This window comes from Actinomadura macrotermitis (assembly GCF_009604375.1).
GTDB lineage: Bacteria > Actinomycetota > Actinomycetes > Streptosporangiales > Streptosporangiaceae > Spirillospora > Spirillospora macrotermitis.
Map to the genome: position 1 here is coordinate 1,332,831 of NZ_WEGH01000002.1, position 23,784 is coordinate 1,356,614.

General features: G+C 73.8%; 27 protein-coding genes and 1 riboswitch. Of the genes, 10 read left to right on the forward strand and 17 right to left on the reverse strand.

Annotation, left to right across the window (positions count from 1 at the left end; translation table 11 throughout):
• The first annotated feature begins 161 nt into the window (after positions 1 to 161).
• Positions 162 to 248, forward strand: a riboswitch (SAM riboswitch).
• Positions 249 to 257: 9 nt separating this feature from the next.
• The gene (locus ACRB68_RS18055; RefSeq protein WP_153533645.1) at positions 258 to 887 is read left to right on the forward strand and encodes a GNAT family N-acetyltransferase; all 630 of its coding nucleotides are present in this window, start codon (positions 258 to 260) and stop codon (positions 885 to 887) included.
• A gap of 18 nt (positions 888 to 905) precedes the next feature.
• Here ACRB68_RS18055 and ACRB68_RS18060 read toward each other — a convergent pair whose 3' ends face one another.
• Together ACRB68_RS18060 and ACRB68_RS18065 are read right to left on the reverse strand one after the other, a co-directional pair.
• Complete coding sequence (locus ACRB68_RS18060) at positions 906 to 1,583, reverse strand: response regulator transcription factor (protein ID WP_328594372.1); 678 nt, start codon at positions 1,581 to 1,583, stop codon at positions 906 to 908.
• On the reverse strand, positions 1,580 to 2,692 hold the full coding sequence (locus tag ACRB68_RS18065; RefSeq protein ID WP_235959433.1) for a sensor histidine kinase: 1,113 nt from the start codon (positions 2,690 to 2,692) through the stop codon (positions 1,580 to 1,582). Before ACRB68_RS18065 ends, ACRB68_RS18060 begins: the two co-directional genes overlap by 4 nt.
• A gap of 145 nt (positions 2,693 to 2,837) precedes the next feature.
• On the opposite strand from ACRB68_RS18065, the gene ACRB68_RS18070 reads away from it, so the two are divergent.
• Positions 2,838 to 4,484 (forward strand): alpha/beta fold hydrolase, encoded by a 1,647-nt coding sequence (locus ACRB68_RS18070; protein WP_153533648.1) that lies wholly within the window; start codon positions 2,838 to 2,840, stop codon positions 4,482 to 4,484.
• Positions 4,485 to 4,834: 350 nt separating this feature from the next.
• Here the strand turns inward: ACRB68_RS18070 and ACRB68_RS18075 are convergent, their stop codons facing one another.
• The 4 genes from ACRB68_RS18075 to ACRB68_RS18090 form a co-directional block, all read right to left on the reverse strand.
• Entirely contained in the window at positions 4,835 to 5,287 is a 453-nt protein-coding gene (locus ACRB68_RS18075) for a hypothetical protein (protein WP_153533650.1), read from the reverse strand.
• Positions 5,284 to 5,784, reverse strand: a complete 501-nt coding sequence (locus ACRB68_RS18080; RefSeq protein ID WP_153533653.1) for an RNA polymerase sigma factor — start codon at positions 5,782 to 5,784, stop codon at positions 5,284 to 5,286. The genes ACRB68_RS18075 and ACRB68_RS18080 overlap by 4 nt, the downstream gene beginning before the upstream one ends.
• Positions 5,774 to 6,655: an alpha/beta fold hydrolase gene (locus tag ACRB68_RS18085; RefSeq protein ID WP_153533654.1), complete on the reverse strand. Its 882-nt coding sequence runs from the start codon at positions 6,653 to 6,655 to the stop codon at positions 5,774 to 5,776. Before ACRB68_RS18085 ends, ACRB68_RS18080 begins: the two co-directional genes overlap by 11 nt.
• Positions 6,656 to 6,719: 64 nt before the next feature.
• A complete protein-coding gene (locus tag ACRB68_RS18090; protein ID WP_153533656.1) occupies positions 6,720 to 7,220 on the reverse strand; it encodes a hypothetical protein in 501 nt (166 codons plus the stop codon).
• A 259-nt stretch (positions 7,221 to 7,479) separates the two neighbouring features.
• Here ACRB68_RS18090 and ACRB68_RS18095 point away from each other — a divergent pair, with 259 nt between their 5' ends.
• Positions 7,480 to 7,965, forward strand: coding sequence for a GNAT family N-acetyltransferase (locus tag ACRB68_RS18095; protein ID WP_328594374.1), 486 nt, complete (start codon positions 7,480 to 7,482; stop codon positions 7,963 to 7,965).
• A 2-nt stretch (positions 7,966 to 7,967) separates the two neighbouring features.
• Here the strand turns inward: ACRB68_RS18095 and ACRB68_RS18100 are convergent, their stop codons facing one another.
• Positions 7,968 to 8,729 (reverse strand): SDR family oxidoreductase, encoded by a 762-nt coding sequence (locus ACRB68_RS18100; RefSeq protein ID WP_153533660.1) that lies wholly within the window; start codon positions 8,727 to 8,729, stop codon positions 7,968 to 7,970.
• Positions 8,730 to 8,799: 70 nt separating this feature from the next.
• Between ACRB68_RS18100 and ACRB68_RS18105 the strand changes: the two genes are divergently transcribed.
• Positions 8,800 to 9,672: a sigma-70 family RNA polymerase sigma factor gene (locus ACRB68_RS18105; protein WP_328594529.1), complete on the forward strand. Its 873-nt coding sequence runs from the start codon at positions 8,800 to 8,802 to the stop codon at positions 9,670 to 9,672.
• 71 nt (positions 9,673 to 9,743) lie between these two features.
• The gene (locus ACRB68_RS18110; protein ID WP_153533664.1) at positions 9,744 to 10,289 is read left to right on the forward strand and encodes an NUDIX domain-containing protein; all 546 of its coding nucleotides are present in this window, start codon (positions 9,744 to 9,746) and stop codon (positions 10,287 to 10,289) included.
• A gap of 5 nt (positions 10,290 to 10,294) precedes the next feature.
• On the opposite strand, the gene ACRB68_RS18115 is transcribed toward ACRB68_RS18110, so the two are convergent.
• Complete coding sequence (locus tag ACRB68_RS18115; RefSeq protein ID WP_153533666.1) at positions 10,295 to 10,642, reverse strand: DoxX family protein; 348 nt, start codon at positions 10,640 to 10,642, stop codon at positions 10,295 to 10,297.
• Between the two features lie 80 nt (positions 10,643 to 10,722).
• A complete protein-coding gene (locus ACRB68_RS18120) occupies positions 10,723 to 11,202 on the reverse strand; it encodes a MarR family winged helix-turn-helix transcriptional regulator (protein ID WP_207709723.1) in 480 nt (159 codons plus the stop codon).
• A 51-nt stretch (positions 11,203 to 11,253) separates the two neighbouring features.
• On the opposite strand from ACRB68_RS18120, the gene ACRB68_RS18125 reads away from it, so the two are divergent.
• On the forward strand, positions 11,254 to 11,643 hold the full coding sequence (locus ACRB68_RS18125) for a nuclear transport factor 2 family protein (RefSeq protein WP_153533670.1): 390 nt from the start codon (positions 11,254 to 11,256) through the stop codon (positions 11,641 to 11,643).
• 7 nt (positions 11,644 to 11,650) lie between these two features.
• On the opposite strand, the gene ACRB68_RS42500 is transcribed toward ACRB68_RS18125, so the two are convergent.
• From ACRB68_RS42500 to ACRB68_RS18145, 4 genes are all read right to left on the reverse strand, one after another.
• Complete coding sequence (locus tag ACRB68_RS42500) at positions 11,651 to 13,147, reverse strand: DUF4153 domain-containing protein (protein ID WP_153533672.1); 1,497 nt, start codon at positions 13,145 to 13,147, stop codon at positions 11,651 to 11,653.
• Entirely contained in the window at positions 13,144 to 14,154 is a 1,011-nt protein-coding gene (locus ACRB68_RS18135) for a sensor histidine kinase (protein WP_328594375.1), read from the reverse strand. The genes ACRB68_RS42500 and ACRB68_RS18135 overlap by 4 nt, the downstream gene beginning before the upstream one ends.
• Positions 14,151 to 14,831: a response regulator transcription factor gene (locus tag ACRB68_RS18140; protein WP_328594376.1), complete on the reverse strand. Its 681-nt coding sequence runs from the start codon at positions 14,829 to 14,831 to the stop codon at positions 14,151 to 14,153. The genes ACRB68_RS18135 and ACRB68_RS18140 overlap by 4 nt, the downstream gene beginning before the upstream one ends.
• A 63-nt stretch (positions 14,832 to 14,894) precedes the next feature.
• Complete coding sequence (locus ACRB68_RS18145; protein ID WP_235959436.1) at positions 14,895 to 16,283, reverse strand: glutamate--cysteine ligase; 1,389 nt, start codon at positions 16,281 to 16,283, stop codon at positions 14,895 to 14,897.
• A gap of 297 nt (positions 16,284 to 16,580) precedes the next feature.
• On the opposite strand from ACRB68_RS18145, the gene ACRB68_RS18150 reads away from it, so the two are divergent.
• Entirely contained in the window at positions 16,581 to 17,939 is a 1,359-nt protein-coding gene (locus ACRB68_RS18150) for a sensor histidine kinase (RefSeq protein ID WP_153533676.1), read from the forward strand.
• Between the two features lie 77 nt (positions 17,940 to 18,016).
• Here the strand turns inward: ACRB68_RS18150 and ACRB68_RS18155 are convergent, their stop codons facing one another.
• On the reverse strand, positions 18,017 to 18,577 hold the full coding sequence (locus tag ACRB68_RS18155) for a YceI family protein (protein WP_153533678.1): 561 nt from the start codon (positions 18,575 to 18,577) through the stop codon (positions 18,017 to 18,019).
• 131 nt (positions 18,578 to 18,708) lie between these two features.
• Between ACRB68_RS18155 and ACRB68_RS18160 the strand changes: the two genes are divergently transcribed.
• From ACRB68_RS18160 to ACRB68_RS18170, 3 genes are all read left to right on the forward strand, one after another.
• Entirely contained in the window at positions 18,709 to 19,335 is a 627-nt protein-coding gene (locus ACRB68_RS18160; RefSeq protein ID WP_153533680.1) for a TetR/AcrR family transcriptional regulator, read from the forward strand.
• 87 nt (positions 19,336 to 19,422) lie between these two features.
• Complete coding sequence (locus ACRB68_RS18165) at positions 19,423 to 20,391, forward strand: hypothetical protein (RefSeq protein WP_153533682.1); 969 nt, start codon at positions 19,423 to 19,425, stop codon at positions 20,389 to 20,391.
• Positions 20,388 to 21,446, forward strand: a complete 1,059-nt coding sequence (locus ACRB68_RS18170) for a hypothetical protein (protein ID WP_153533684.1) — start codon at positions 20,388 to 20,390, stop codon at positions 21,444 to 21,446. Before ACRB68_RS18165 ends, ACRB68_RS18170 begins: the two co-directional genes overlap by 4 nt.
• Here the strand turns inward: ACRB68_RS18170 and ACRB68_RS18175 are convergent.
• From ACRB68_RS18175 to ACRB68_RS18185, 3 genes are read right to left on the reverse strand one after another with little or no spacing between them, the layout of a single operon-like run.
• Positions 21,418 to 21,882, reverse strand: a complete 465-nt coding sequence (locus ACRB68_RS18175; RefSeq protein WP_153533686.1) for an NUDIX hydrolase — start codon at positions 21,880 to 21,882, stop codon at positions 21,418 to 21,420. The genes ACRB68_RS18170 and ACRB68_RS18175 overlap by 29 nt on opposite strands.
• Positions 21,883 to 21,921: 39 nt before the next feature.
• Positions 21,922 to 23,124 carry a sensor histidine kinase gene (locus ACRB68_RS18180; protein ID WP_153533688.1) on the reverse strand — a complete coding sequence of 401 codons (1,203 nt, stop codon included), beginning with the start codon at positions 23,122 to 23,124 and terminating at the stop codon, positions 21,922 to 21,924.
• The gene (locus ACRB68_RS18185) at positions 23,121 to 23,777 is read right to left on the reverse strand and encodes a response regulator transcription factor (protein WP_153533690.1); all 657 of its coding nucleotides are present in this window, start codon (positions 23,775 to 23,777) and stop codon (positions 23,121 to 23,123) included. Before ACRB68_RS18185 ends, ACRB68_RS18180 begins: the two co-directional genes overlap by 4 nt.
• Positions 23,778 to 23,784: the final 7 nt, after the last annotated feature.

The following is a 23,784-nucleotide window of genomic DNA, read 5'->3' on the forward strand; positions in this document are numbered from 1 at the left end:
TGTCAGACCCGGTCGACCAACCGCGGTCGAGTGCGGCGTCAACCCTCTCAAGTGGCACCGGGCGGCTGGTGCCGCGGCCAGAAGCCCGGGCCGCCGCACCTGCCCAGGGCCGGGCATTAATGGCGTTGACGGCGCCGAAACGTTTCCGCCATGATCGGCGGCGTTCATCCAGAGGACCCGAGGGACCTGGCCCCGCGACGGTCCGGCAACCTGCCCGCGCAAGGTGCCAATGCCAGGATCGATGAGGAGACGACGCCATGCGCCCGTGGTCCGGCACACCTGTGCTCGAAGGTTCCCTCGTCCGGCTCGAGCCGTTGTCGTCGCGGCATGCCGACGACCTGGCCCTGGCGGCGGAGGAGGACCGCAGCAGCTACGACTTCACGCTGGTGCCCCGCGCCGACGAGGTCACCGGCTATCTGCAGGCCCAGTTCACGCGGATCGAACAGGGGGTCGCCCCGTACGCGCAGATCCGGCGGGCGGACGGCCGCGCGGTGGGCTGCACCGCGTACTTGGACCCGCGGTTCTGGCCCGGCCCCGACGACCTGCACGCCATCGAGATCGGGTTCACCTGGCTCGGCGCGTCCGCGCAGGGCTCGGGCATCAACGCCGAGGCCAAGCTCCTGCTGATGGGCCACGCCTTCGAGACGCTCGGGGCGGCACGCGTCGATCTCAAGACCGACGCCCGCAACCAACGGTCGCGTCGCGCCATCGAGGCCCTCGGCGCCACCTTCGAAGGGGTGCTGCGCAACTGGTCGAAGTCGTGGGCGCCGGGCGAGGAGGACCGCCTCCGCGACTCCGCGATGTACTCGGTGATCGCCTCGGAGTGGCCCGCGGTCAAGCGCGGGCTGACCGCACGGCTGGCCGGCCGGACGGCTTCGCCGGCGTAGACCGGCCACCCGCCGCGGTCAACAGCGCCCCTGGCCGGTGCGGCGGATCTGGTAGCCGGCCCCCGCGACGGTCGTTATCACCTCGGGCGGGCCGAGCTTGCGGCGGAGGCGGCCGATCGTGACCGGGACGGTCTTGGTGAAGGGATCGGCGTTCTCGTCCCACACCTTCTCCAGGAGCTGTTCGGCGCTCATCGGCGCGGGGGCGGCGGCGAGCAGGACGGCGAGGACCTCGAACTCCTTGGGGGACAGCCGGAGCGGCCGCCCGGCACGGCTGGCGGTGCGCAGCAGGGGGTCGAGCTCGATCCCGGCGGCGCGCAGGATCCGCGGCCTGGCGGACGGTCTTCTGCGGGCGAGGCACTGGACGCGCAGCACGAGCTCGGGGAAGTGGAACGGCTTGGCCAGGTAGTCGTCGGCGCCGAGGCGCAGCCCCGAGACGCGCTCGCCCGGCGAGCCGGACGCGGTGAGCATGAGGACCATCGCGGGGTCCTCGTGCCGGCCGATCTGCCGGCAGAGCACGTCGCCGTGCAGGCCGGGCAGGTCGCGGTCGAGGACCACGACGTCGTAACCGGTCGCGTCCACCTTCTGCGCGCCGGTGATGCCGTCATAGGCGACGTCCACGGCCATGCCCTGGTCCCGCAGGCCTTCGGCGATGTCGTCCGCCAGGCGCCGCACGTCCTCGACCACGAGGATCCTCACAATCTCACCTCCGCGCGCAGGCCGCCTTCCGGCCGGGCGTACAGCGCGAGCCTCCCGCCGTGCGCGGCGGCGATGGCCGCGACGATCGACAGGCCCAGTCCGGTGCCCGACCGTGAGGTGCGTTCCGCGCCCAGCCGCTGGAAGGGCTGGCCGAGCAGGTCGACTTCGCGCTGGTCCAGTACGGCGCCGCCGTTCTCGACGACGTAGCAGGAGCGCGGACCGCTGCTGACCGTGGCGACCCGGAGCCGGCCGCCGGGCGGGCCGTACCGGATCGCGTTGTCGATGAGGTTGTCCACCATGCTGGCCAGCAGGGTCGCGTTGCCGCGCAGGGGGCGGCCGCCCGTGCGGTCCTCGACCGACAGGCCCCGTTCCGCGATGGCCTTGGCCCGCGCGTCCAGCGCCGCGGCGGTCAGCCGGGCGAGCGACACCTCCTCGGCGGAGGCGTGGCCGTTGGTCTGGGCGCGGGCCAGCATGAGGAGGCCCTCCAGGAGCCGGTCGGCCCGGTCGAGGCCCTCGCGGAGCTTGCCCGCCAGGACGGTGACGTCCCTGGACACCGGCGGGGGCTTGGAGACGGCGACGTCCACGGAGGTCCGCATCATCGCCAGCGGTGTGCGGAGCTCGTGGGAGGCGTTGGCGACGAAGCGGCGTTGCGCCTCGAAGGCCGACTCCAGCCGCGCCAGCAGGCCGTCCACGGTGTCGGCGAGCTCGTTGATCTCGTCGCGCGGGCCGGTGAGGGCCAGCCGTTCGTGCAGGTTCCGCTCCGAGATGCTGCGCGCCTTGGCGGCCATGACGCGCAGCGGTTTCAGGGCGCGCCCGGCGACGATCCAGCCGAGGCCGGTGGAGACGAAGGCCATCACCGCGAGGCCGATGACCGCCTGCGCGATGAGCACGCGGACGGTGCCGGAGGCCGGGGTGACCGTCCAGGTCCCCGGGGCCGGCATGATCGGCGCGCCGCGCATGACGCACCGCCCGACGCCGGGGAGCGGCGGCGGCGGATCCGGCGTGTAGGTGATGAAAAGGTGCCTGCCGAATACCAGGAAAAGCACGATGGTCAGCAGAGTGGTGCCGGAAACGAGGAACAGCGACGCGTACAGGAGCGTCAGGCGCATGCGAACCGTGCGCGGTCGCCAGGGAAACGACATCCGCCCAGTATCGGATCCGGCCGTCAACAGGCCGATAACAACGGCGGAGAATCCGGTGTTGCCGTCCGGTCCGTAGAACTGTTCCGTCGACTCCCGAACGGAGGACGGATTCATGCGTCCCATCTTCACGAGATCTCTCGCCGCCGCGTCCCTGGCGGCCGCCGGCGCCGGCCTGACGGGCGTGGCCGACGCCGCCCCGCCCGGGCCCCGAGCGGCGGCGGAGGCGTCGCCTTCGCGGGTGAGCTGGCACACGTGCCCGCAGTACTCCGACGCCGTCCTGGACTTCCTGCGGATCCAGCCGCGGGACCGCCCGAAGTTCCGTGCGCTGTGGGCGCGCACCCAGTGCGGGACGATCGAGGTCCCCCAGGACTACCGGCGGCCGCACAAGAAGATCACCATCGCCTTCACCCGGCTCCCCGCGGCCGATCGGGCGCACCGGCTGGGCAGCCTGGCCATGAACCCGGGCGGCCCCGGGGGCAGCGGGTACCTCCTGCCCGCCCACCTGCTCCTGCAGAACGCCACCGACGCCAAGCTCAACGACCGCTACGACCTCATCGGCTTCGACCCGCGCGGCACCGGATACAGCACGCTGGTCGACTGCCCTCCGGTCGGCGACACCGGTTTGTCGCCCCTGGGCGCCCGGGCGGGCAAGGCCGAGTTGCGCAAGCATTACGACGCCGTTCGAGCGCAGCGCAAGAAGTGCTCGACGACCCATTCCGCTTTCCTGTCGCAACTCACGACGGCCAATGTCGCCCGAGATCTCGACCGCATCCGTCAGGCCCTGCACGAGAAGCGGATGAGCTATTTCGGCGCGTCGTGGGGCACCCAGCTCGGCGCGGTGTACCGCAGCATGTTCCCGAAGACGATCGGCCGCATGTGGCTGGACAGCGTGGTCTCGCCGCGTGCCCACGACCTGTCCTACCGCTTCGACGCCGTCGCCCGTTCGACCGAGCAGGACTTCGCGCTGTTCGCGTCCTGGCTCGCCGCCCGGAACGGGACCTACCACCTGGGCGCCACCCCGGCCCAGGTGCGGGCCACCGTGCTGAAGCTGCGCCGGGACGCCGACGCGGACCCGTGGCGGTTCTCCGACCTGCCCCAGGCCCTCGGCGGCGGTTTCATCGCCTTCGCCGCCGCGGCTGCCGACACCGGCTATGACCGCGCCGGGCAGGCGCTCAAGGCCATGACCGCGGCGGCCCGCGGCGGCCCGGTCCCCCAGGCGGTGAAGGACATGCTGAGCGGCGGGCCCGAGAGGCCGCCCACGCCACCGCCGGGCACTCCGAGGTTCAACGCCACGGCCGGTGACGCCTTCCTGTGCAACGAGGACACCAGCTCCCGTGACTTCGCGTCCTTCTGGAAGGAGTACCAGGCCGGCCTCAAGCGCAACCCCGTCACCGGCGACATGACCGCGCTGCGCCCGACGTGCGCGGGATGGAGCCTGCCGGTCCAGCGGTTCGAGCTGCGCAGGAGCAGCGGGTCGCTCCAGCTGTCCGGCCACCGCCACGAGACCGTGACGCCCTACCCCTGGGTGTACCAGATGCAGAAGGCGATCGGCGGGAACGTCCTCACCGTCGACGACTTCGCCCACGGCTCGCTGTTCCTGGTGGAAGCGTGCGCCGCGCACCTGGTGACCTACCTCGACACCGGCAGGCCCGACAACGGAACCTGCCCGGGCATCCGGCCCGGGACGGACCTGCGCACCGGATCGGTGGGCTCGTCGCTCCCCACGACCACGCCCTACTCCTGGACGGACCGGCTGTAAGGCGTCGTCTCCCCTGGTGGGGCACCGGCGGCGGATGCGGGTGGTTGCGATGCCGCTGAAAACCACGGGGCGGTTGGGCTCGTGGCAGCAGTGCGGACGGTGTCAGCCGAGCGGCGCCGACACCGTCCGCCCGGCCGGCGATGGCGGCCCGGCGGCCGGGAGGACCCGACGCCACGCCCGGCGAGCCGCCCGCAACCCCATGCGAGCACGACCGCTGCCACAAGGCTCCGGCTGTCACAAGGCCCCGTTGCCACAAGGCCCGGCTGTCACAAGGCCCGGCTGTCACAAGGCCCCGCTGCTGTGGGCCCCGCTGCTGTGGGCCCCGGGGCCGTGGGCGCTGGTTGTGGGGATCAGCGTTCGGCGACCCGCTGGGCCAGGCGGAGCATGGCGCGTTCGGTCTCGTGGCGGACGCGGATGGGGACGATCGCGGCGCGGCCCGGGACGCGGGTGCCGCCGGTGAGGGCCACCCGGGTGCGGTCGCCCGCCGGGACGGCGGCCATGCCGATCAGCAGGAAGCGGCTCTGCATCCAGCACCAGCCCGGGCGCAGGACGACGTCGAAGCGGGCGCGGAAGCCCAGGTGGCCGTGGGCGAGCACCTCCAGGCGGTCGTCGCGGCGGTGCGTGACGCGCACCGACTTCATGTCGGGCTGGAAGGAGCCGAACTCGCCCTCGAGGTCGGCCATCACCCCCCACACCACGTCGAAGGGGGCCGGGACGACGCGTTCGGTGACGTGGGCGCCGGGGATGCCGGCCGCCATGACGCGCAGCCGCTGGACGGGGTCGGGTTCGAGCCGGTCGGTCATGCCGTCCACGCCTTTCGGAAGGTGTCGCGGGCCCGGTGCAGCCGGGACTTGACGGTGCCGGGCGCCACGCGCAGCAGCCGGGCGGTCTGCTCCTCGCTGAGGCCCTCCAGCTCGCGCAGCACCAGGACGGCCCGCTGGGCGGGGGCCATCCGGGCGAGCTGGTCGCGGACGTCGGCGGACAGCTCGCCGTCGTGGGCGGCGGGCCGGTCGGTGATGTCCATGGGCACGGCCCGCGCGTCGCGTTCGGCGGCGCGGACCGCCTCGCGGACGGCGATGGAGCGCACCCAGCCGCGCAGCGCCCGCGGGTCGCGCAGGGACCGCAGGCTGCGGAAGACCGCGATGAGGGTCTCCTGCGCGGCGTCGGGGCCGCTGGCGAACGCGATCGGGGCGCAGATGCGGGCGACGTAGGGCGCGAGGACGTCGAGCAGGTCGTTCATGGCGAGGGTGTCGCCGCCCTGGGCGGCGCGGACCAGGGCGGCCTCGTCGTCATCGGTCATCGGGGAGGAACTCCAGGGCCGCGGCGGCGACCAGGTCGGGCCGTTCGTCGGCGATGTAGTGGCCGCAGCCGGGGATCAGCCGGACGCGCAGGTCGTCGGCGTGCCGTTCGCCGCCGGGCAGGACACGGGGCGACAGCGCGAAGTCGTCCTCGCCGAACAGGATCATCGTCGGGACGGTGAGCCGTTCCCGCCGGAACCGGCCGCTGCTCAGCTTCGGGATGTCGCGCAGCACATACTGCCAGTGCAGCGCCCGGCTGGCGTGCGCGCGCGCCGGCGGGCGGATCGACTCGGCGAACTCGTCGAGCACCGGGCGCGTCCACACCGAGCGGTCGGTGACGCCGCGCCGCAGCAGCCAGCGGCTGAACCCCGGCCAGTACCGCACGACGGCGGCGCCGGCCAGCGGGTACTCCAGGAACGCGGTGTGCCACATCCGCCAGGCCGTGCGCCGCAGCGCGCGGCGGTCGGGCCAGGGGTGCGACATGTTCAGCGCCAGGTACCGGGTGAACCGCTCCGGCGCCCGCAGGCAGGCCATGAAGCCGGCCCAGGCGCCCCACTCGTGCCCGACGAGCGCGGCCCGCTCCAGGCCGAGCGCGTCCATCAGCGCGAGGACGTCGTCGACGCGGGCGCCGGTCCCGTAGCCGCGTAACGGCGCGTCCGTCCAGCCGAAGCCCCGCAGGTCCGGCATGATCAGCCGGTGCCGGCCGCGCAGCAGCGGGACGAGGTGCCGCCAGGCGTACCAGTGCTGCGGATACCCGTGCAGGAACAGCACCGGCTCGCCCTCGCCGGCCTCGGCGACGTGGAACCGCACCCCGTTCGCCTCGACGAACCGGTGGTGCACGCCTGCCACGTACGGCATCGGCCGCTCGCCCATGTGGGCTCCTCTCCATCGGCTTCCGAAGGAAGAGGGGGCGCGGGGGCGAAAGGTTCCATGGAGATCAGGAGCGGTTGCGGATGAGTTCCTTCAGGCGGTGCTGCCGCTCGGTCCGCTCCTTGACCTGCCCGCCCCCCAGCAGGCGGCCGAGCAACGCTCCGCCGAGGACGCCGAACAGCGCTCCCCAGTGCCGGGCGCCCCGGTAGAGGGCCACGCCCACACAGATCGCGTAGAGGACGAGGAAGAGGAGGAGCCATCGCCGTGACCAGCGGTACCCGGCCTCGTCGCGCTCGATGAGGGCCAGCAGGGGGCGGTCCAGCGCCGGGTCGTCCGGCGGTTCGCCGGTGCGCAGCGCCCGCTTCACCGCCTGCCGCTCCGCCCGGGAGAGCGGCCCGGTGGTGCGGCGGTCACGCCACCTGGACCAGACCAGGAAGACCGACAGCAGGGCCGCCACGGTCAGCGGCGGCAGGAGCACCGGCGGCGCGGTCCAGGCGGTGAGCAGGACGATGCCGCCCGCGAGCAGGACGGCGCCGGCCGTCCAAGCGCGATCGCGTCGATCCGGCATGGAACCGCTGTGCCCGCAGGGCGCCCGGGAACACGACCATGGCCGCACCCGGCCGCCGTGATCCGTGTGCGGGGTGCGCAGCGGGGCCGGGGACCCGCCGGGATGGGGCGCCAGTGCATGGTCGCGTTCGGCCGTGGGCGCCGGTGTGCGTGGGTGCGGTCGTACTCGGTGGCCGTGTGGGCGCTGGAGTGTTCCGTGTGGGTGCGTGGCCGCACCCGGCCTTGGCGGCGGGCGCCGTTGTGATCCACACTTGGGTCGCGTGACAGACCTGCGGATCCGGCCCTCCCGCCGGGACGACGACCGGACCCTGGCCGCCCTCGCCCGCCGGACCTGGTCCCCGGTCGCCGATGTCCTGCCCTGCCCGGCCCCCGACCAGGCGTTCTTCGACCTGGGGCATCCGCCGGAGCAGTTCCTGGTGGCCGAGCGCATGGGCCGGGTCGTCGGCTATGTGCGTCTCGTCCGCCCCCGCCCGGACGCCGCGGACGCCCACGTGCGCCAGATCCAGGGCCTGGCCGTCGACCCCGCCGAACGCCGCCGCGGGGTCGCCCGGGCGCTGCTGGACGCGGCCTGCGACGAGGCCGCGCGGCAGGGCGCCCGGCGCGTCACCCTGCACGTCCTGGCGGGCAACGACCCCGCGCGGCGCCTGTACGAGGCGTCCGGTTTCGTCGTCGAGGGCGTGCTCAAGGAGGAGTTCCGCATCGCGGGCGAGTACGTGGACGACGTCATCATGGCGCGCGCCCTCTGACGCTAGCCGAGCTGTTCGGCCAGGTACTCCTCCCAGGTGCGCTTGCCCAGGTCGGCGCCCTCCAGCGTCAGGTTCGCGCCGGCGCGGTAGGCGCGGCCGGCCTTTCCCGGAATGCGGACGGGCAGCAGCGGCCGGCGCTTCCCGGCCGCCTCCAGGTAGCCGCGGAGCAGGTCGGCCATCGGGTACACCGCGGGCCCGGCCAGGTCGGGGACGAGCCCGGCGGGTTCGCCGAGGGCCAGTTCCGCCATCCGGTCCGCCACGTCGCGCGCGTCGACCGGCTGGAACCGCAGGCCGCCCGGCGCCGGCACGACCGGCATCGCGGCCATCTTCCGCACGACGCCGAAGAGCAGGTTGTGGAACTGGGCGGCGCGCAGCGTCGTCCACGGGATGCCCGAGCCGGCGATGGCCTGCTCGGCGTCCAGCTTGGTCTTCAGCCAGGCCAGCGGGACGCGGTCGGCGCCGATGACCGAGATGTACACCAGGTGCCGTACCCCGGCGCGCGACGCGGCCCGGACCAGGTTCGCGGTGGCCGCGTCGTCGCCCTTGTTGCTGCCGGCCAGGTGCAGGACGGTGCGGGCGCCGTCGACCGCGGCGTCGATCCCCTCGTCCTTGAGCAGGTCGCAGGCGACGTACTCGACGCCGTCCGCGGGCTCGCGGGCGCTGCGGCTGAGCACCCGCACGTCGTGGCCGGCCTCGCGCAGCCGCGGGACGACGAGGCGGCCGAGGGTGCCGGTCCCGCCGGTGACCAGGATGGGGGTTGTCATGGCTGCTCCGAACTCGTGCGGTGGTTGGGTCTACTGTTACGACCCCGCCCGAGGAAGGAACGTGACAAAGGTGAACGACCGCGAGCTGCTGGCCGAGCGTTTCGAGGAGCACCGCGCGCAGTTGCGCGGGGTCGCCTACCGGATGCTCGGCTCGGCGAGCGAGGCCGACGACGCGGTCCAGGAGACCTGGCTGCGCCTCGGCCGCGCCGGTGCGGACGGGGTGGAGAACCTCGGCGCGTGGCTGACCACGGTGGTGGGCCGGGTGTGCCTGAACATGCTGCGCTCGCGCGAGCGGCGGCGCGAGGACCCGGCCGAGGCGTACCGGCCCGGCCCGGCCGACAGTGCCGACCCCGAGCAGGAGGCGGTGCTGGCCGACTCGGTCGGGATGGCGCTGCTGGTGGTGCTGGACACGCTGTCGCCGACCGAGCGGCTGGTGTTCGTGCTGCACGACATGTTCGCCGTGCCGTTCGAGGACATCGCCCCGATGATCGACCGGTCGCCGGCCGCGACCCGGCAGCTGGCGAGCCGCGCCCGCCGCCGCGTGCGGGGCGGGGAACGGGCGCCCGGGGCGGACCTGGCCCGTCAGCGGCGGGTCGTGGAGGCGTTCCAGGCCGCCTCCCGCGACGGCGACTTCGAGGCGCTGCTCGCCGTGCTCGACCCCGGCGTGGTGCTCCACGCCGACGCCGCGGCCGGCCCCACGCCGGTGCCGGTGCTGCTGCGCGGTGTCCGCTCCGTGGCCAAGGGCGCGTCCGTCGCGGCCGGCCGCGTCCGGTTCACCGCGCCGGTGCTGGTGAACGGCGCGGTCGGGCTGGTGATGGCCCCGGCCGGGAGGCTGCGGCTGGTCCTGGCTTTCACGGTCGCCGACGACCGGATCACCGGGATCGACATCATCGCCGACCCCGGCCGGCTGCGCGACGTCGAGCTGGCGGTGCTGGACGCCTGAGCGCCCGCGGCCCACCGCAGTAGGGTGAACGCGGCCCGGAGCCCGCCGGGCCGCGTGTGCGAAGGGGCGGCATGGGAGACCAGATCCGGCAGCTCACCACCCGGGTGGTGTACGAGAACCCGTGGCTCTCGGTCCGCGAGGACGAGATCGAGCGGCCGGACGGCTCACGCGGCATCTACGGTGTCATCGACAAGCCCGACTTCGCCGTCGTCATCCCCATGGAGAACGGCGGCTTCCACCTGGTCGAGGAGTACCGCTACCCGATCGGCCGCCGCACCTGGAACTTCCCCCAGGGCTCCCTGCCGGACCGCCGGAAGGCCGAGTCGCTGGTGCTGGCCCGTCACGAACTGGCCGAAGAGACCGGCATCCGGGCGGACGAGCTCACCGAGCTCGGCTACCTGAACAGCTCCCACGGCAGCAGCGGCCAGGGCTTCACGGTCTTCCTGGCGACCGGCCTGCAGCACGGCGAGCCGAACCGCGAACTCGAAGAGCAGGACATGCGGCAGCGCTGGTTCTCCCGCGCCGAGTTCAAGCAGCTGATCCGGGACGGCCTCATCACCGACGACTCGACCCTCGCCGCCTACACCCTGCTCACCCTCCACGAAGAGGGCCGCTGACCGGCTCAGGCGGCGAGCCCGAGGCCCAGGGTGGCCACGACCGGCGCGAGGTACAGCAGGGGGAAGGCGACGGTCTTGTAGGAGTGCGCCCGCAGGATCGTGACGACCGCGCCGAGGAAGTACAGCACCAGGCCGATCGCCGCCGCGATCCCGACCGCGGGCACCACGAGGCCGGCCAGCAGGCCGGCCGCGCCGAGCGCCTTGGCCAGGGCCAGCCGCGTCCACCACGCCTCGGGCACCCCGTACTCGATCAGCGGCTGCACGACGAAGTCGGCGCGGCGCAGCAGCGAGAAGGCGGAGAAGCCGACCCAGGCGGCGCTGAGGACGGTGACGGCGGTGAGCGTGGTGGACATCGCATGCTCCTGCGGGGCTCGTTGAACGGGGTCACTACTACGACCCCGCCCCCGCAGCATGTGTGACAGCCCTCTGTAGTTCAGGCGGGCGGCCGGACGTCGCGGCGGCGGACCGCCTCTGTGCCGCCGAGTTCGTCCAGCAGCTCGACGAGCATCCGCCGGGTCTCGTCCAGGCCCTGCTCCCCGCAGCGGGCCCTCAGCCGTTCCTCGAGCTCCCGGCGCGCGCTTCGCGCCGCCTCGACCGCGGCCCGCCCGCGCGCCGTCAGCGCCACCAGCCGCACGCGCGCGTCCCGCTCACCGGGGACGCGTTCGACGTAGCCGAGGCGTTCCAACTCGGCGACCGCCTTGGAGGCGCCCTGCTGGGTCATCTCCAGCCGGGCCGCGAGTTCGCCGATCGTGGGGCGGCCGTCGACGAGGTGCTGGAAGACGTATCCGTGGGAGGTGCGCAGGCCGGTGAAGCCGGCCGCCTCCAGCTGTTCCCGGACGGCGGTGACGGCCGCCGAGCCGACGAACAGCGCGAGCGTGCCGGTGTCCAGGTCGCGCGGTTCCACAGGGGTCACGGCACCCATCCTGTTATTGACAACCATGGTTGTGCAACTAAGGTTGTCTTTATGGAGACCCCCCTTGACCTGGCCCTGCGCTACCACCGGGCCGTGGCCGGCGGCGCCACCGGCGAAGAGCTGGCCCGCTTCTTCCACCGGGACGCCGTCCACCGCGAACTCCCCAACGCGCTGTTCCCCGCAGGCGGTGTCAGCGACCTGGACGGCATACTGCGCGCCGCCGAGCGCGGGCGCCGCAAGCTCGCCGCCCAGCGCTACGACGTCGTCAACGCCGTCGCGTCCGGCGATCAGGTCGCCCTCGAGGTGGTGTGGACGGGCACGCTCGCCGTCCCCATGGGCGACCTTCCCGCCGGTCACACCCTGCGCGCCCACATCGCCACCTTCCTCGAGGTGCGCGATGGCCGGATCGCCGCCCAGCGCAACTACGACTGCTACGAGTAGCCCCGGCTCAGCAGTGGCCGAGGGGCGGGTGGGCCTTCAGGAGGGCGCGGGCCTCGGTGCGGGAGAGGTTGTGGCTCAGGGCGCTCTCGGGGCGGGACAGGTGGGCCTGGACGTCGAGGAGGGCGCAGGAGCGCACGGGTTCGGGGAGGCGGTCCAGGGCGGGGACCGCGTCGGCGGACAGGGTGCGCAGATAGGCGATGTCGATCTTGCCGGTGCGGGCGTGGCGGGTGACGTTGCGCTCGGCGATGAAGGCGTCGGGGTTCAGGGCGGCAAGGGCGAGCAGGCCGGCCGCGCCGCTCGCGGCGACGGCGCGGGGCAGCCAGGCGGCCTTCAGGCGCAGGCCCGCCGCGGCGACCAGGACGACGACCAGGCCGAGCCACAGCTCGAACGCGTGCACCCAGAGGCGCAGCCGGGTCCAGCCGTAGGTCTCCTCGTACAGGTAGAGGCGGCGCAGGGCGACCGCGACGACCACCAGCGTCAGCGCGCACAGGGCGCCGAGCAGGGCGCGGACGAGCATCCGGTCGCGCGGCGCGTGGCGGACGGCGAACGCGATCACGGCGAGGACGAGGACGGTCACGACGACGAGCTGGAAGAATCCCTGCCGCGCGTACTGGGCGTAGGTGAGGCCGGTCGAGCGCAGCAGGCGGTCCTTGTCCGAGGCCAGCAGGACGCTCGCCTGGATCGCGCAGAACGCCAGGAACAGCAGGTCGAGCGCGGCGATCGGGACCGCCCACGCCCAGCGGCCGGCGGGCGGGGCGGGGCGCGGGACCAGCATCCGCAGCGGCGGCGGGGCGAGGGCCAGGAACACCAGCGCCAGCGTGAGCAGCGCCGTCGCGGTCCCGGCGATGACGCGCACGACGACCTTGTCGGGCGAGATGTCGGGGACCAGGCCGGCCGCGATGCCGCTGAACGCGGCGTCGGCGCCGGCGAAGAGGGCGCCGAACACCAGCAGGAGCGCCCCCGCGATCAGGCCGGTGCGGATGACGGGCCAGGCGCGGCCGCGGCCGTCGTTGAGGGCGCCGGTGACGCCGTGCACCGCCCAGGGCAGCATCCGCGCGCCGGCGGCGGGCAGGGCGAGGCCGCCGCCGAGCACCTCGGCCCACGACCGGCCGCCCGTCATCGCGTAGGACGCGACCGGCAGCGCCAGCAGCAGGCCGAGCGCGGTGATCCACTCCGCGTCGCGTAGCGCGGCGATCGCGGTGAGCGCGAGCGCCAGCAGGCAGAACAGCAGGCCGGTCCGGTCGCGCAGCATCCGCCCGCCGGTGACGGGCAGGACGACGGCCGCCACGGCGAGCGCGGTGAGGGGGAGGTTGAGGCCCAGCAGGCCGTTCCCGGGGATGTCGCCGAGGGCGACGGAGCCGATCACGGCGGCCGCCAGGACGCCGCCGAGCATGACGGGGGACAGGCGCCGGGCCGGGAGTTTCCAGGCGGCGATGACCTTCTCGGTGAAGAAGGGCTGCCGGGGCGGCACGAGCGGTGCCGGGACGGAAGGGTACTGGTTCACGCGGGCGCTCCCGGGAGGACGATGCGGATGCGGCAGCCGTGCGGGCTGTCCAGGACGGAGATGTCGCCGCCGTGCAGGTCGATGACCCAGCGGGCGATGGCGAGGCCGAGCCCGGTGCCGCCGTCGGCGGCACCGCGCGACCCCCGCGAGAAGCGCTCGAAGACGCGGGCGCGCTCCTCGGGCGGGATGCCCGGCCCCTCGTCGGCGACCTCCAGGACCAGGTCGTGGCGGTGGGCGGCGGCGGTGACGGTGATGGGCGCGCCCGGCGGGCCGTGCCGGACGGCGTTGTCCAGCAGGTTGGCCAGCACCTGGTGCAGCCGGTCGCGGTCGGCGGTGGCGTGCAGGCCCGGCGCGACGTCGATCTCGATGCCGGCGCCGGGGTAGGCCGCCGCGACCTCGGCGACGAACGCGGCGACGTCCAGCCGTTCCAGGTCCAGGGGCGCGGCGCCGGCGTCGACCCGCGACAGGTCCAGCAGCTGGGTGACCAGGCGGCCGAGCCGGTCGGTCTGCTCCAGGGCCGAGCCGAGCACCTCGGGGGTGGCCGGGGTGACGCCGTCGGCCATGTTCTCCAGGACGGCGTGCAGCGCGCTGATCGGGGTGCGCAGCTCGTGTGAGACGTTGGCGACGAACTCGCGGCGCTGCCGGTCGACCTCGGCCAGGTCGGCGGCCATGGTGTTGAACGCCTGGGCGAGCTCGCCGACCTCGTCGCGGGAGGTGGCGCGGACGCGGCGGCTGTAGTCGCCGCGCGCCATCGCGCGGGCCGCCGCGGTCATCTCGCGCAGCGGCGCGGTCATGCCGTGCGCGATGAGCTGGGTGACGACCAGCGAGATGAGCACGCCGACCGGCAGCGTCTGGCGGGCGCGGAAGCCGAGGGTGTAGCCCCACAGCACCATCAAGATCGCGGTGACGCCGGTGACGACGGTGACCACGCCGAACTTGACCTTGATGGAGCGCAGCGGGTCCAGCGGGCGCGGCAGCCTGCGCCACAGGGCGTGCAGCACCCTCACCGGGCCACCTCCAGCGCGTAGCCGACGCCGTGCACGGTGCGGATGAGGTCGGCGCCGAGCTTGCGGCGCAGCGCCTTGACGTGCCCGTCGACCACGCGGGTGCCCGACGCGCCGGCCCACTCCCAGATCCGCTCCAGCAGGACGGCGCGGGTCAGCACCGTGCCGGGGGAGCGGGCCAGGCAGTCCAGCAGCTCGAACTCGGTCGGGGTGAGGTGCACCTCGCGGCCGTCGCGGCGGACGCGGCGGGCGTCGCGGTCCAGCTCCAGCGGGCCGAGCCGCAGCACGGGCCGGGCCGCCGCCGCGGCGGCGGCGTGCAGCTCGACCCGGCGCAGCACGGCCCGGATCCGCGCGACCAGCTCGCGCATGCTGAACGGCTTGGTGATGTAGTCGTCGGCGCCGACGCCGAGCCCGACCAGCAGGTCGGTCTCGTCGTCGCGCGCGGTCAGCATCACCACCGGCACGGGCCGTTCGGCCTGCACGCGGCGGCAGACCTCCAGGCCGTCGAAGCCGGGCAGCATGACGTCCAGGACGATCAGGTCCGGCGCGAACGCGCGGGCCCGCTCGACCGCCGCGGGGCCGTCGGCGGCGGACGCCACGGCGAAGCCCTCGGCGGTCAGCCGGTCCGCGACGGCCCGGGCGATGGTCGGTTCGTCCTCGACGACCAGGATGCGTGTCACGAGGCCGACTCTAGGGTCGGCGTGTGCGTGCCTCCGGCGCCGTTCGTGTGGATTGTGTGCGGATCAGGCGCCGATCGGCCAGGTGTGCACCGGGTCGCCGGAGTACATCAGCTCGGTGTAGCGGCGGGTCATCCGGCGCAGCGCCTCGTGCCGCGAGACGCCGGAGGACGCCTCGACGGCGTCCACGGTCTGGATCTGCCAGGACGCGCCGGTCTGCCCCGACACCGCGCGCCGCTCGATGATGCCGAGCAGCCGGTCGCGGCGGGCCGGGTCGACGCCCCACAGGTCCAGGCCCTGGTGGGCGAGCGGCAGCAGCCGGCGCAGCACCAGCTCGGCCGAGGGGACCTCGCCGAGGCCGGGCCAGTACAGGGTGGAGTCCAGGCCGTCGCGGGCGGCGCGGTGCAGGTTCTCCTCGGCGCTCTGGAACGACATGCGCGTCCAGAGGGGGCGCTCCTCCTCGGCGAGCATGCGGACCAGGCCGTAGTAGAAGGCGCCGTTGGCGACGACGTCGGCGACGGTCGGCCCGGCCGGCAGCACCCGGTTCTCCACCCGCAGGTGCGGGCGGCCCTTCACCACCGCGTAGATCGGCCGGTTCCAGCGGTAGACGGTGCCGTTGTGCAGGGACAGCTCGGCGAGCTCGGGGATGCCGCCGGCGTCCAGGACGGCGAGCGGGTCCTCGTCCTCGCAGAGCGGGAGCAGCGCGGGGAAGTAGCGGGTGTTCTCCTCGAACAGGTCGAACACCGAGGTGATCCAGCGCTCGCCGAACCAGACGCGGGGCCGCACGCCCTGGGTCTTCAGCTCCTCGGGGCGGGTGTCGGTGGACTGCTCGAACAGGGAGATGCGGGTCTCCTGGTGGAGCCGGTGCCCGAACAGGAAGGGGGAGTTGGCGGCGAGCGCGACCTGCGGCCCGGCGATGGCCTGCGCGGCGTTCCAGTAGGCGCCGAACTCCTCGGGGCTGACCTGCAGGTGGAACTGGACGCTGGTGCAGGCGGCCTCGGGGGTGATGTTGTCGGTGTGCATGCACATCGGCTCGGGGCCGTCGATCTCGATGTTCAGCTCCTCGCCGCGCGCGGCGAAGATCTGGTCGTTCAGCATCTTGTAGCGGCCGTTGGCCGACAGGGTCTCCTCGCCGATGTCCGAGCGGCGCAGCGTCGGCAGGATGCCGATCATGACCAGGTGGCCGCCGAGCTCCTGGGCGCGCCCGTCGGCGTGCTCCAGGTGGTCGCGGACCTCGGTCTCCAGCGCGCCGGTGCCGGCCCCGCCGAGCTCGCGCGGCGGGATGTTGATCTCCAGGTTGAACTGGCCCAGCTCGGTGGCCCAGGCCGGGTCGGCGATCGCCTTCAGCACGTCGGCGTTGCGCATCAGCGGGTCGCCGAAGGCGTCGATGAGGTTGAGCTCCACCTCCAGGCCGATGTGCGGGCGCTCGAACTCGAACTGCGACTCGCCGAGCATGCGTGCCAGTGTGTCCAGGCAGCGCCGTACCTTGTCCCGGTATCGGCGCCGATCCTCTCCGCTGATGGTGACCGGCGTGACGTCCCTGCCCATGTGACCGCCCCTGGCGTCCGGTGAACTATCACAAAACGGATGTCCCCTCAGACGGCCGTGAAACCCCGAGGCGGGTTTCGGGCACCCGATTTGTTACTGATGGGTACCTTGGGGTGACCGGCGCGCGACAGGTGACGCACGGTGATTGCGGAGACCGGGCGCCGGGCGGGATAGTCGGGCTGAGCACTGTGAACCGGGGGGAACATGCGCCTGCGGCCCCGTTCGATCCAGGGGCGGGACACGCTGATCGCGGCCGTGCTCGCGGTGCTGGTCTTCGGCGGCGTCGCCGGCGGGATCGACTTCTCGGTCCGCACCACGACCAAGGCCGCGCTGCTGCAGGAGGCCCAGCTCGCCGCGCGGCGCACCAGCGGCGGCGTCCGCGACGGGTCGCTGGCCACCCCGATCCCCGACGACACCGGCGGCCGGGTGCTGATCCAGGTCGTCGGGCCCGGCGGCCACATCCTGGACACCACGACCGCCGCGGCGGGCCGCCCGCCGCTCAGCGACCGCTGGCCGCCGCCCGCCGAGCGCGTCCAGGACCGGATGGAGTGCAGCGGCGTCGGACCGGGCGGCGAGTGCCTGATGGTGGAGGCGATCCGGGTCTCCACCGCGCCCGACTCGGTGGTGGTCTACGCCGCCGAGCGGCTGCCGCGGTACCTGGTCAACGGGCTGCTGGAGCTGCTGCTCGGGCTCGGGGTGCTGGCCCTGTCGGCGGTCGCGGCGTGGGTGACCTGGCGGATCGTCGGCCGCACGCTGCGCCCGGTCGAGCAGATCCGCGCCCAGCTGTCGGAGATCAGCGCCAGCGACCTGTCGCGCCGGGTGCCGGCCCCGCCGGGCGAGGACGAGATCGCCCAGCTCGCCCGCACCGCCAACGAGACCCTGGACCGGCTGGAGCGCGCCGTCACGGTGCAGCGCCGGTTCGCCTCCGACGCCTCGCACGAGCTGCGCACCCCGATCGCGGGGCTGCGCGCCAACCTCGAGGACGCCGCGATGCACCCCGACGACACCGACCTGCGCGAGGTCGTCGGCTCGGCGCTGCGCGACACCGACCGGCTGGAGTCGATCGTCACCGACCTGCTGCTGCTGGCCCGGATCGGCACCGGCGGCGGCATCGCGCACGAGACCCTGGACCTGGCGGCCCTCGCCCGCGCCGAGATCGAGCGCCGCGCCTTCGAGCCCAAGCTCAGCGCCGAGCTGGCCGAGGGCGTGCTGGTGCGCGGGGTGCGGATGCAGCTGGTCCGGCTGCTGAACAACCTGCTGGACAACGCGGTGCGCTACGCCGACGAGCTGGTGGAGGTCGCGGTCCTGCGGGACGGCCCGCACGCGCTGCTCACCGTCACCGACGACGGCGCGGGCATCCCGCCCGCCGACCGCGAGCGCGTCTTCGAGCGGTTCACCCGGCTGGACACCGCGCGCAGCCGGGGCGCCGGCGGCACCGGCCTCGGCCTGGCCATCGCCCGGGAGATCGCGCAGGCGCACGGCGGGACGCTGCGGGTGGAGGACGGCCCGCGCGGCGCCCGGTTCGTGCTGACCCTGCCGCTGGAGGAGGGCGGCCCGGCGTGACGAAGGGCCCGGAACGCGCGAAGGGCCGCCCCGGAGGGCGGCCCCGCATGATCGGTGCAGGTGCTGGTCGCGGAGGGTCAGGCGCGGACGGCCTGGATCTCCAGCTGCACCTCGACCTTGTCGCCGAGCAGGGCCTTGTCGCCCTGCAGCGGGACGTTGAACTCCACGCCGTAGGCCTTGCGGCTGATCGTGGTGGTGGCGGAGAAGCCGGCGCGGGTGCCGCCCCACGGGTCCTGGCCGACGCCGTTGAACTCCACGTTCAGCACGACCGGGCGGGTGACGCCGCGGATGGTCAGCTCGCCGTCCACCAGGTACTCGCCGTCCTCGGCGCGCACGCCGGTGGTGCGGAAGACCATGTTCGGGTGGTTCTCGATGTCCAGGATGTCGGCGGAGCGGACGTGCGCGTCGCGGTCGGCGTTGCGGGTGTCGACCGACGCCATCGTGATCTCGGCGGTGGCGGTGGAGGCGGCCACGTTCTCGGCGACCTGCACGGCGCCGGAGAACTCGGTGAAGCTGCCGCGCACCTTGCTCATCAGGTGCCGGACGCTGAAGGTGACCTCGGAGTGCGTGGGGTCGATGTTCCAGGTGCCGGGGGTCAGCTCGGGGGCGACGGCGGCGGTGGCGATGTCGGCGGTCATGGGAGCTCCTAAGTTGTTTAAATTTCAACGACATGACCGAAGATAGTTGAGACTTCAAGCAGTGTCAAGCGCCGGCCCCTGGGCTGCTACATACAGGACGTCCTGTTTGTTACCTGGGTAGGCTGCGGGGCATGCCGACCACCGCACGCCCCCGGCGCACGCAAGAGGAGCGCACCGCCGCCACCCGCCGCGCCCTGCTCGACGCCACCATCGAGTGCCTGGTGGAGCACGGCTACCACGGCACCACCACGACCCGCGTGGTGGAGCGCGCCGGGGTGTCGCGGGGTGCCCAGGTGCACCACTTCCCGACCAAGAACGCGCTGGTGCTGGCCGCCGTCGAGCACCTGGCCCGCAAGCGCGCCGCGCAGTTCATCGAGCAGGACCTGGACCGGCTGCGGGCCGCCGAGGACGGCGTCGGCGCGGCCCTGGACCTGGTCTGGGAGGTGCACCAGGGACCGCTGTTCGAGGCGTCCATGGAGCTGTGGGTCGCCTCGCGCACCGACCCCGAGCTGCGCGAGCACGTCGCCGGGCTGGAGCGGCTGGTCACCGCCGGCATCCTGGAGCTCAGCCGCGCGCTGATCGGCGACCGGGCCGACGACCCGGGCTTCCGCGGCGACGTCTACGTCGTCCTGGAGACGATCCGGGGCCTTCGGCTCCTGCAGTTCATCCATCCGACGACGCCCGAGCGGTCCCGCGAGCGCTGGCTGCGCAGCAAGGAGCGGCTGCGGCTGATGGCCGCGCGCTGGGCGGCCTCCTAGCCCCCTCTTGACCTGGGCATTCCATGATCGGGAGAATGTCAGGCCGCCCGGTGTCGCAATCCGGGCATTCGGGGTACGGGGGTGCCGGTGGGAGCCGAGACGGAACTGGTGCCGATCGTGGATCCGGCGCTGCCCCACGAGGAGGCGGCGCTGCTGCGCGCGCACCCCGAGGTGCTCACGGCCGCGTTCGACGAGCCGCCGCCGGCCAAGCCCCTGGGCGGGCGCACCCGCGGCAACGCCAAAGACGCCTTCCTCAGCGTGGCCGCCGCCGCGCTCCTGCCCGCCGTGGCCGGCTACTTCGCCGGCGGCCCCGCCGCCATCGCCGTCGGAACGCTCCTGCAGATCGGCCTGGTGGCGGTGTGGTGGACGGGCGGCCTGGGTGCGGGCCTGCTCGCCATGGTCGTCCTCCAGGTCGTGCTCTTCCCGGTCTTCTTCGTCACCGGCTTCGGGGAGAGCGAGCAGGTGCGGCTGGCCCGCCGCCACCACCGCCGCTACTACGTGGCGAACGACTTCGACACCGAGCCGCTCGAAAGCATGAAGCGGGCGCAGCGGGCCGTGAACACGGTGCTGGCGTCGCAGGTCAACGGGGCCGGGCTGCTGGACGACATCGCCAACGCCACCACGCTTCCCCAGCAGGAGTGGGAGGTCGCGAAGACGCTCGCCGAGGTGTCGCACGTACGGTGGGACGTGGTCGAGGTGGGGCGCGGCAGCGCGCCGACCGAGCGGGTGACGGAGATGCTGACGGCCCAGCACCGGGCGCTGGACCTGGCGACCGAGGCCGTGGAGGCGCGCATCGCGGCACTGGTGGATTACGCCGAGCGGACCCGCGCCGCCGACGAGGCCTACCGCGAGTGGGAGGTGGTCCAGGAGCTGGCCGAGCTGAGCGTCGACTCGCGCGAGCTGCTGGCCCGCACGGTCCGCGACGAGCTGGCGATCGCCGAGATCGAGGGCCTGTCCGAGCAGGCCCGGCTGGTGCAGGAGGCGCTGCGGCGCAGCGTGGAGCAGGCCCGCGAGGCCGGGCTCGCGGTGCCGGGCCTCACGGCGGTGGCGGCGTGACGCCGCTCGGGCGGACCGCCGCGCACTCGGCGATGCGGGGCATCGGCGTCCTGGCGCTGTTCTTCCAGCTCTTCCTCACGCTGGTGTGGTTCTTCACGGGCGACGACGAGCCGGCCGCGCGTGCGGGACGGCCCCCGCTGCCCACGACCGTCGAGATCACCTACATCGTCACCGGCGCGGCCGGGACGGGCGACGTGCGCTACACGACCCAGGGCGGCACCCTGGGCCGCGACGACGCCCCGCTGCCGTTCAAGGCGACCGCGCGGATCGAGCGGGGCACCTCGATCACGCTGTACGCGCAGAACCCCGGCGAGAGCAAGGGACGGCAGATCACCTGCACGATCCTGGCGGACGGGGCCGTGGTCAAGCAGTCCAGCGACAGCGGGGACAGCGCGACCGCCACCTGCGAGAGCACGGTCGGCGAGGACCCGCCGCTGCCCGGCCTCAAGGCCCCCGACACCACCCCGCGCGCGCAGCCCGGCCTCGCCGAGGGCGAGTCCCGCCTCACCAAGGTCGTCAAGGTGAAGGACTACCCGGGCAAGGGCTCGCCGGTGGTGGGCCGGGTCACCGACGACGACGCCCGCATCTCCTACGCCGAGTTCGGCGGGGACTGGGGCAAGAGCCGTGCCGTCGATCCGCATATCAGCGGCAACGACCAGGAGCAGCGGTTCGACACCGAGCCCAAGTGGCAGGCCGCGATCGTGTCGGGCGTCGTCGACTCCGACCTGATGGACCACTACACCGGCCGCGACCGCCATCGCGCCCTCGCCACGGCGGTGATGGACGAGGCGCAGAAGTACGACTACGACAGCGGCGCCGGCCGCGACGTGGCGTCCCAGCCGATCACGGTGGGCGGGCGCAAGGGGTGGGTGGTCGTCCGCGAGATCCGCTTCGTCAAGCCAGGAATCCGCGCCAAGGTGGACCTCGGCGCGACCGTCATCGTCGACACCGGCCGGGTGCGGCCCGCCTTCATCACGATCGAGATCCCCGACACGCACAAGCGGCTGTGGCCCGACATCAACGCGCTCATCGGGTCGGTGCGGACAACGTCCTGATCAGCGACTTCAGGTCGGCGGCGAGAGCGGCGGGCAGGGCGTCGGGGGAGAACCAGCCGGCCTCCAGGATCTCGGCCTCCTCCAGCGCCAGCTCGCCGCCGACCAGGTCGGCCTCGTAGAACGCCTCGACGCGGTGCCGGTAGCCGCTGCGGACGCGGACGGGCTCGTCGCGCACCCGCACCCGCAGCGACGTCTCCTCCAGCACCTCGCGCGCGACGCCGTCGGGGAGCCGTTCCCCGGCGTTGACGTAGCCGCCCGGCAGCCCCCACGGGCGGTGGTCGGGCCACAGGCGGTGCCGTAGCAGCAGCACGCGGCCCTCGTCGTCGCGCACGATGCCCGCCGCGTACACCAGGAAGGTGCTGTGCTGGAGGCGCGCGAGACGCCACTGGGTCCGGCCGCCCAGCGTTTTCCACAGCCGGGCGATGAATGTGTACATGAAACGGGCTCGATGCGATGAGGAAGGGATGCGGCCAGGTTACTCGGCCCCGTCCCCCTTACTCTGCGCATCCGGGCCCGGTAGGACGACCGTCACCGTAAGGCCGCCCCCTTCGCGCGGATGCGCCTCCACCTCGCCGTCGTGTGCGCGCGCTACCGACCGCACGATGGACAGCCCGAGCCCGGCTCCCTTGGCCGTGACGAGCCGGTCGGCGTCCCCACGCCGGAACGGCTCGAACAGCGTCGGGACGTCGTAGGGCGGAACCACAGGACCGGTGTTGGAGACCGTCAGCACGGCCCGTCCGTCGTCGCGCGCGCTACTGGTGACACGGACCCACCCGCCAGGCCCGGTGTTGTGCCGGATGCCGTTCTCGACGAGGTTCTGCACCAGCCGCTCCAGCAGCAGCGCGTTGCCCTCGCTCGGCGCCTCGCCCGCGTCCTCGTGCACGGTGACACCGGCCTTGTCCGCCTCCAGCGCGGTCTGCGCGGTCACGTGCCGGACCATGTCGGCGAGGTCGACCGGCGCCCGGCCGTCCACCCGGTTCTCGGTGCCGGCGAGCAGCAGCAGCCCGGAGATGAGCCGCTCGTGCCGGGCGTTGATCTCCAGCAGGTCGGCGCCGAGCCGCCGCACGTCGGCCGACGCGCCCGCGCGGTGCACCGCGAGCTCGACCAGGGCGCGGCCGAGGGTGAGCGGGGTGCGCAGCTCGTGCGAGGCGTTGGCGACGAAGCGGCGCTGCCCGTCGAAGGACCGGTCCAGCCGCTCGACCATCGTGTCGAAGGTGTCGGCGAGCTCCTTGACCTCGTCGGCGGGGCCGCGCAGCGCGATCCGCTCGTGCAGGCCGCGGTCGGCGGCGGGCGCGGCGGCGATCCGGCGCGCGGTCTCGGTGACCCGGTGCAGCGGCGCCAGCACCCGGCCCGCGATGAGCCAGCCGAGGCCGGTCGCCGCGCCGCCGACGACGGCGAGCGCGATGCCGCCCTGGGTGATGAGCGAGGCCGCCGCCGCGTCGTGCAGCCGGGCGCGCTCCTTGCCCAGCGCGCGGTCGGTGGCGGCGGCCTGCGCGACGGGGTCCTGGACGGCGGGCCCGCCGCCGTCGGAGCGGTAGGTCCCGAGCACGACCTTGGCGCCGTTCTGGGACAGCCGCTGGTCGAACAGCGCGTAGGTGACGCCGAGCAGCACCACGCCCGCCGCCAGGAACAGCGCGGCGTAGGTGAACGTCAGCCGGGCCCGCAGCGACAGCCTCATGGGATCCGGTACCCCGCTCCCGTGACGGTCTCCACGACGGGAGGCCCGGCGAGCTTACGGCGCAGCTTCAAGATGGTGAGGCGGACGGCGCCGGTGAACGGGTCGGTGTGCTCGTCCCACGCCTTCTCCAGCAGCCGCTCGGCCGACACCACGGCGCCCTCGGCGAGCACCAGCTCGGTCAGCACGGCGAACTCCTTGCGGGCCAGCGGGACGTAGCGGCCGTCGCGGAACACCTCGCGGCGCGCCGGGTCCAGGGTGATGCCCGCGCGCCGCAGCACCGGCGGCGCCGCCGGGCGCGCGCGCCGCCCGAGCGCCCGCACCCGCGCGGCGAGCTCGGCGAACGCGAACGGCTTGGTGAGGTAGTCGTCGGCGCCGAGGCCGAGCCCGTCCACCCGGTCGGTGACCTCGGAGGCGGCGGTCAGCATCAGCACCCGCGCCGCGGCGCCGCCCGCGGCCAGCTCCCGGCACACCTGGTCGCCGTGCACGACGGGCAGGTCCCGGTCCAGCACGACGACGTCGTAGTCGTTGACCGCCAGCCGCTCCTGCGCCGCGCCGCCGTCGTGCGCGACGTCCACCGCGTGCGCCTCGCCGCGCAGCCACTCGGCGATCGCGCCGGCCAGCAACGGCTCGTCCTCCACCACCAGCACCCGCATGCGCATC

Excerpts from the sequence above, each read along its gene's own strand:
- ACRB68_RS18055 (WP_153533645.1), top strand. The coding sequence starts at position 258 with ATGCGCCCGTGGTCCGGCACACCTGTGCTCGAAGGTTCCCTCGTCCGG.
- ACRB68_RS18065 (WP_235959433.1), bottom strand. The coding sequence starts at position 2,692 with ATGCGCCTGACGCTCCTGTACGCGTCGCTGTTCCTCGTTTCCGGCACC.
- ACRB68_RS18070 (WP_153533648.1), top strand. The coding sequence starts at position 2,838 with ATGCGTCCCATCTTCACGAGATCTCTCGCCGCCGCGTCCCTGGCGGCC.
- ACRB68_RS18075 (WP_153533650.1), bottom strand. The coding sequence starts at position 5,287 with ATGACCGACCGGCTCGAACCCGACCCCGTCCAGCGGCTGCGCGTCATG.
- ACRB68_RS18080 (WP_153533653.1), bottom strand. The coding sequence starts at position 5,784 with ATGACCGATGACGACGAGGCCGCCCTGGTCCGCGCCGCCCAGGGCGGC.
- ACRB68_RS18085 (WP_153533654.1), bottom strand. The coding sequence starts at position 6,655 with ATGGGCGAGCGGCCGATGCCGTACGTGGCAGGCGTGCACCACCGGTTC.
- ACRB68_RS18090 (WP_153533656.1), bottom strand. The coding sequence starts at position 7,220 with ATGCCGGATCGACGCGATCGCGCTTGGACGGCCGGCGCCGTCCTGCTC.
- ACRB68_RS18100 (WP_153533660.1), bottom strand. The coding sequence starts at position 8,729 with ATGACAACCCCCATCCTGGTCACCGGCGGGACCGGCACCCTCGGCCGC.
- ACRB68_RS18110 (WP_153533664.1), top strand. The coding sequence starts at position 9,744 with ATGGGAGACCAGATCCGGCAGCTCACCACCCGGGTGGTGTACGAGAAC.
- ACRB68_RS18115 (WP_153533666.1), bottom strand. The coding sequence starts at position 10,642 with ATGTCCACCACGCTCACCGCCGTCACCGTCCTCAGCGCCGCCTGGGTC.
- ACRB68_RS18125 (WP_153533670.1), top strand. The coding sequence starts at position 11,254 with ATGGAGACCCCCCTTGACCTGGCCCTGCGCTACCACCGGGCCGTGGCC.
- ACRB68_RS18145 (WP_235959436.1), bottom strand. The coding sequence starts at position 16,283 with ATGCTCGGCGAGTCGCAGTTCGAGTTCGAGCGCCCGCACATCGGCCTG.
- ACRB68_RS18150 (WP_153533676.1), top strand. The coding sequence starts at position 16,581 with ATGCGCCTGCGGCCCCGTTCGATCCAGGGGCGGGACACGCTGATCGCG.
- ACRB68_RS18155 (WP_153533678.1), bottom strand. The coding sequence starts at position 18,577 with ATGACCGCCGACATCGCCACCGCCGCCGTCGCCCCCGAGCTGACCCCC.
- ACRB68_RS18160 (WP_153533680.1), top strand. The coding sequence starts at position 18,709 with ATGCCGACCACCGCACGCCCCCGGCGCACGCAAGAGGAGCGCACCGCC.
- ACRB68_RS18175 (WP_153533686.1), bottom strand. The coding sequence starts at position 21,882 with ATGTACACATTCATCGCCCGGCTGTGGAAAACGCTGGGCGGCCGGACC.
- ACRB68_RS18180 (WP_153533688.1), bottom strand. The coding sequence starts at position 23,124 with ATGAGGCTGTCGCTGCGGGCCCGGCTGACGTTCACCTACGCCGCGCTG.
- ACRB68_RS18185 (WP_153533690.1), bottom strand. The coding sequence starts at position 23,777 with ATGCGGGTGCTGGTGGTGGAGGACGAGCCGTTGCTGGCCGGCGCGATC.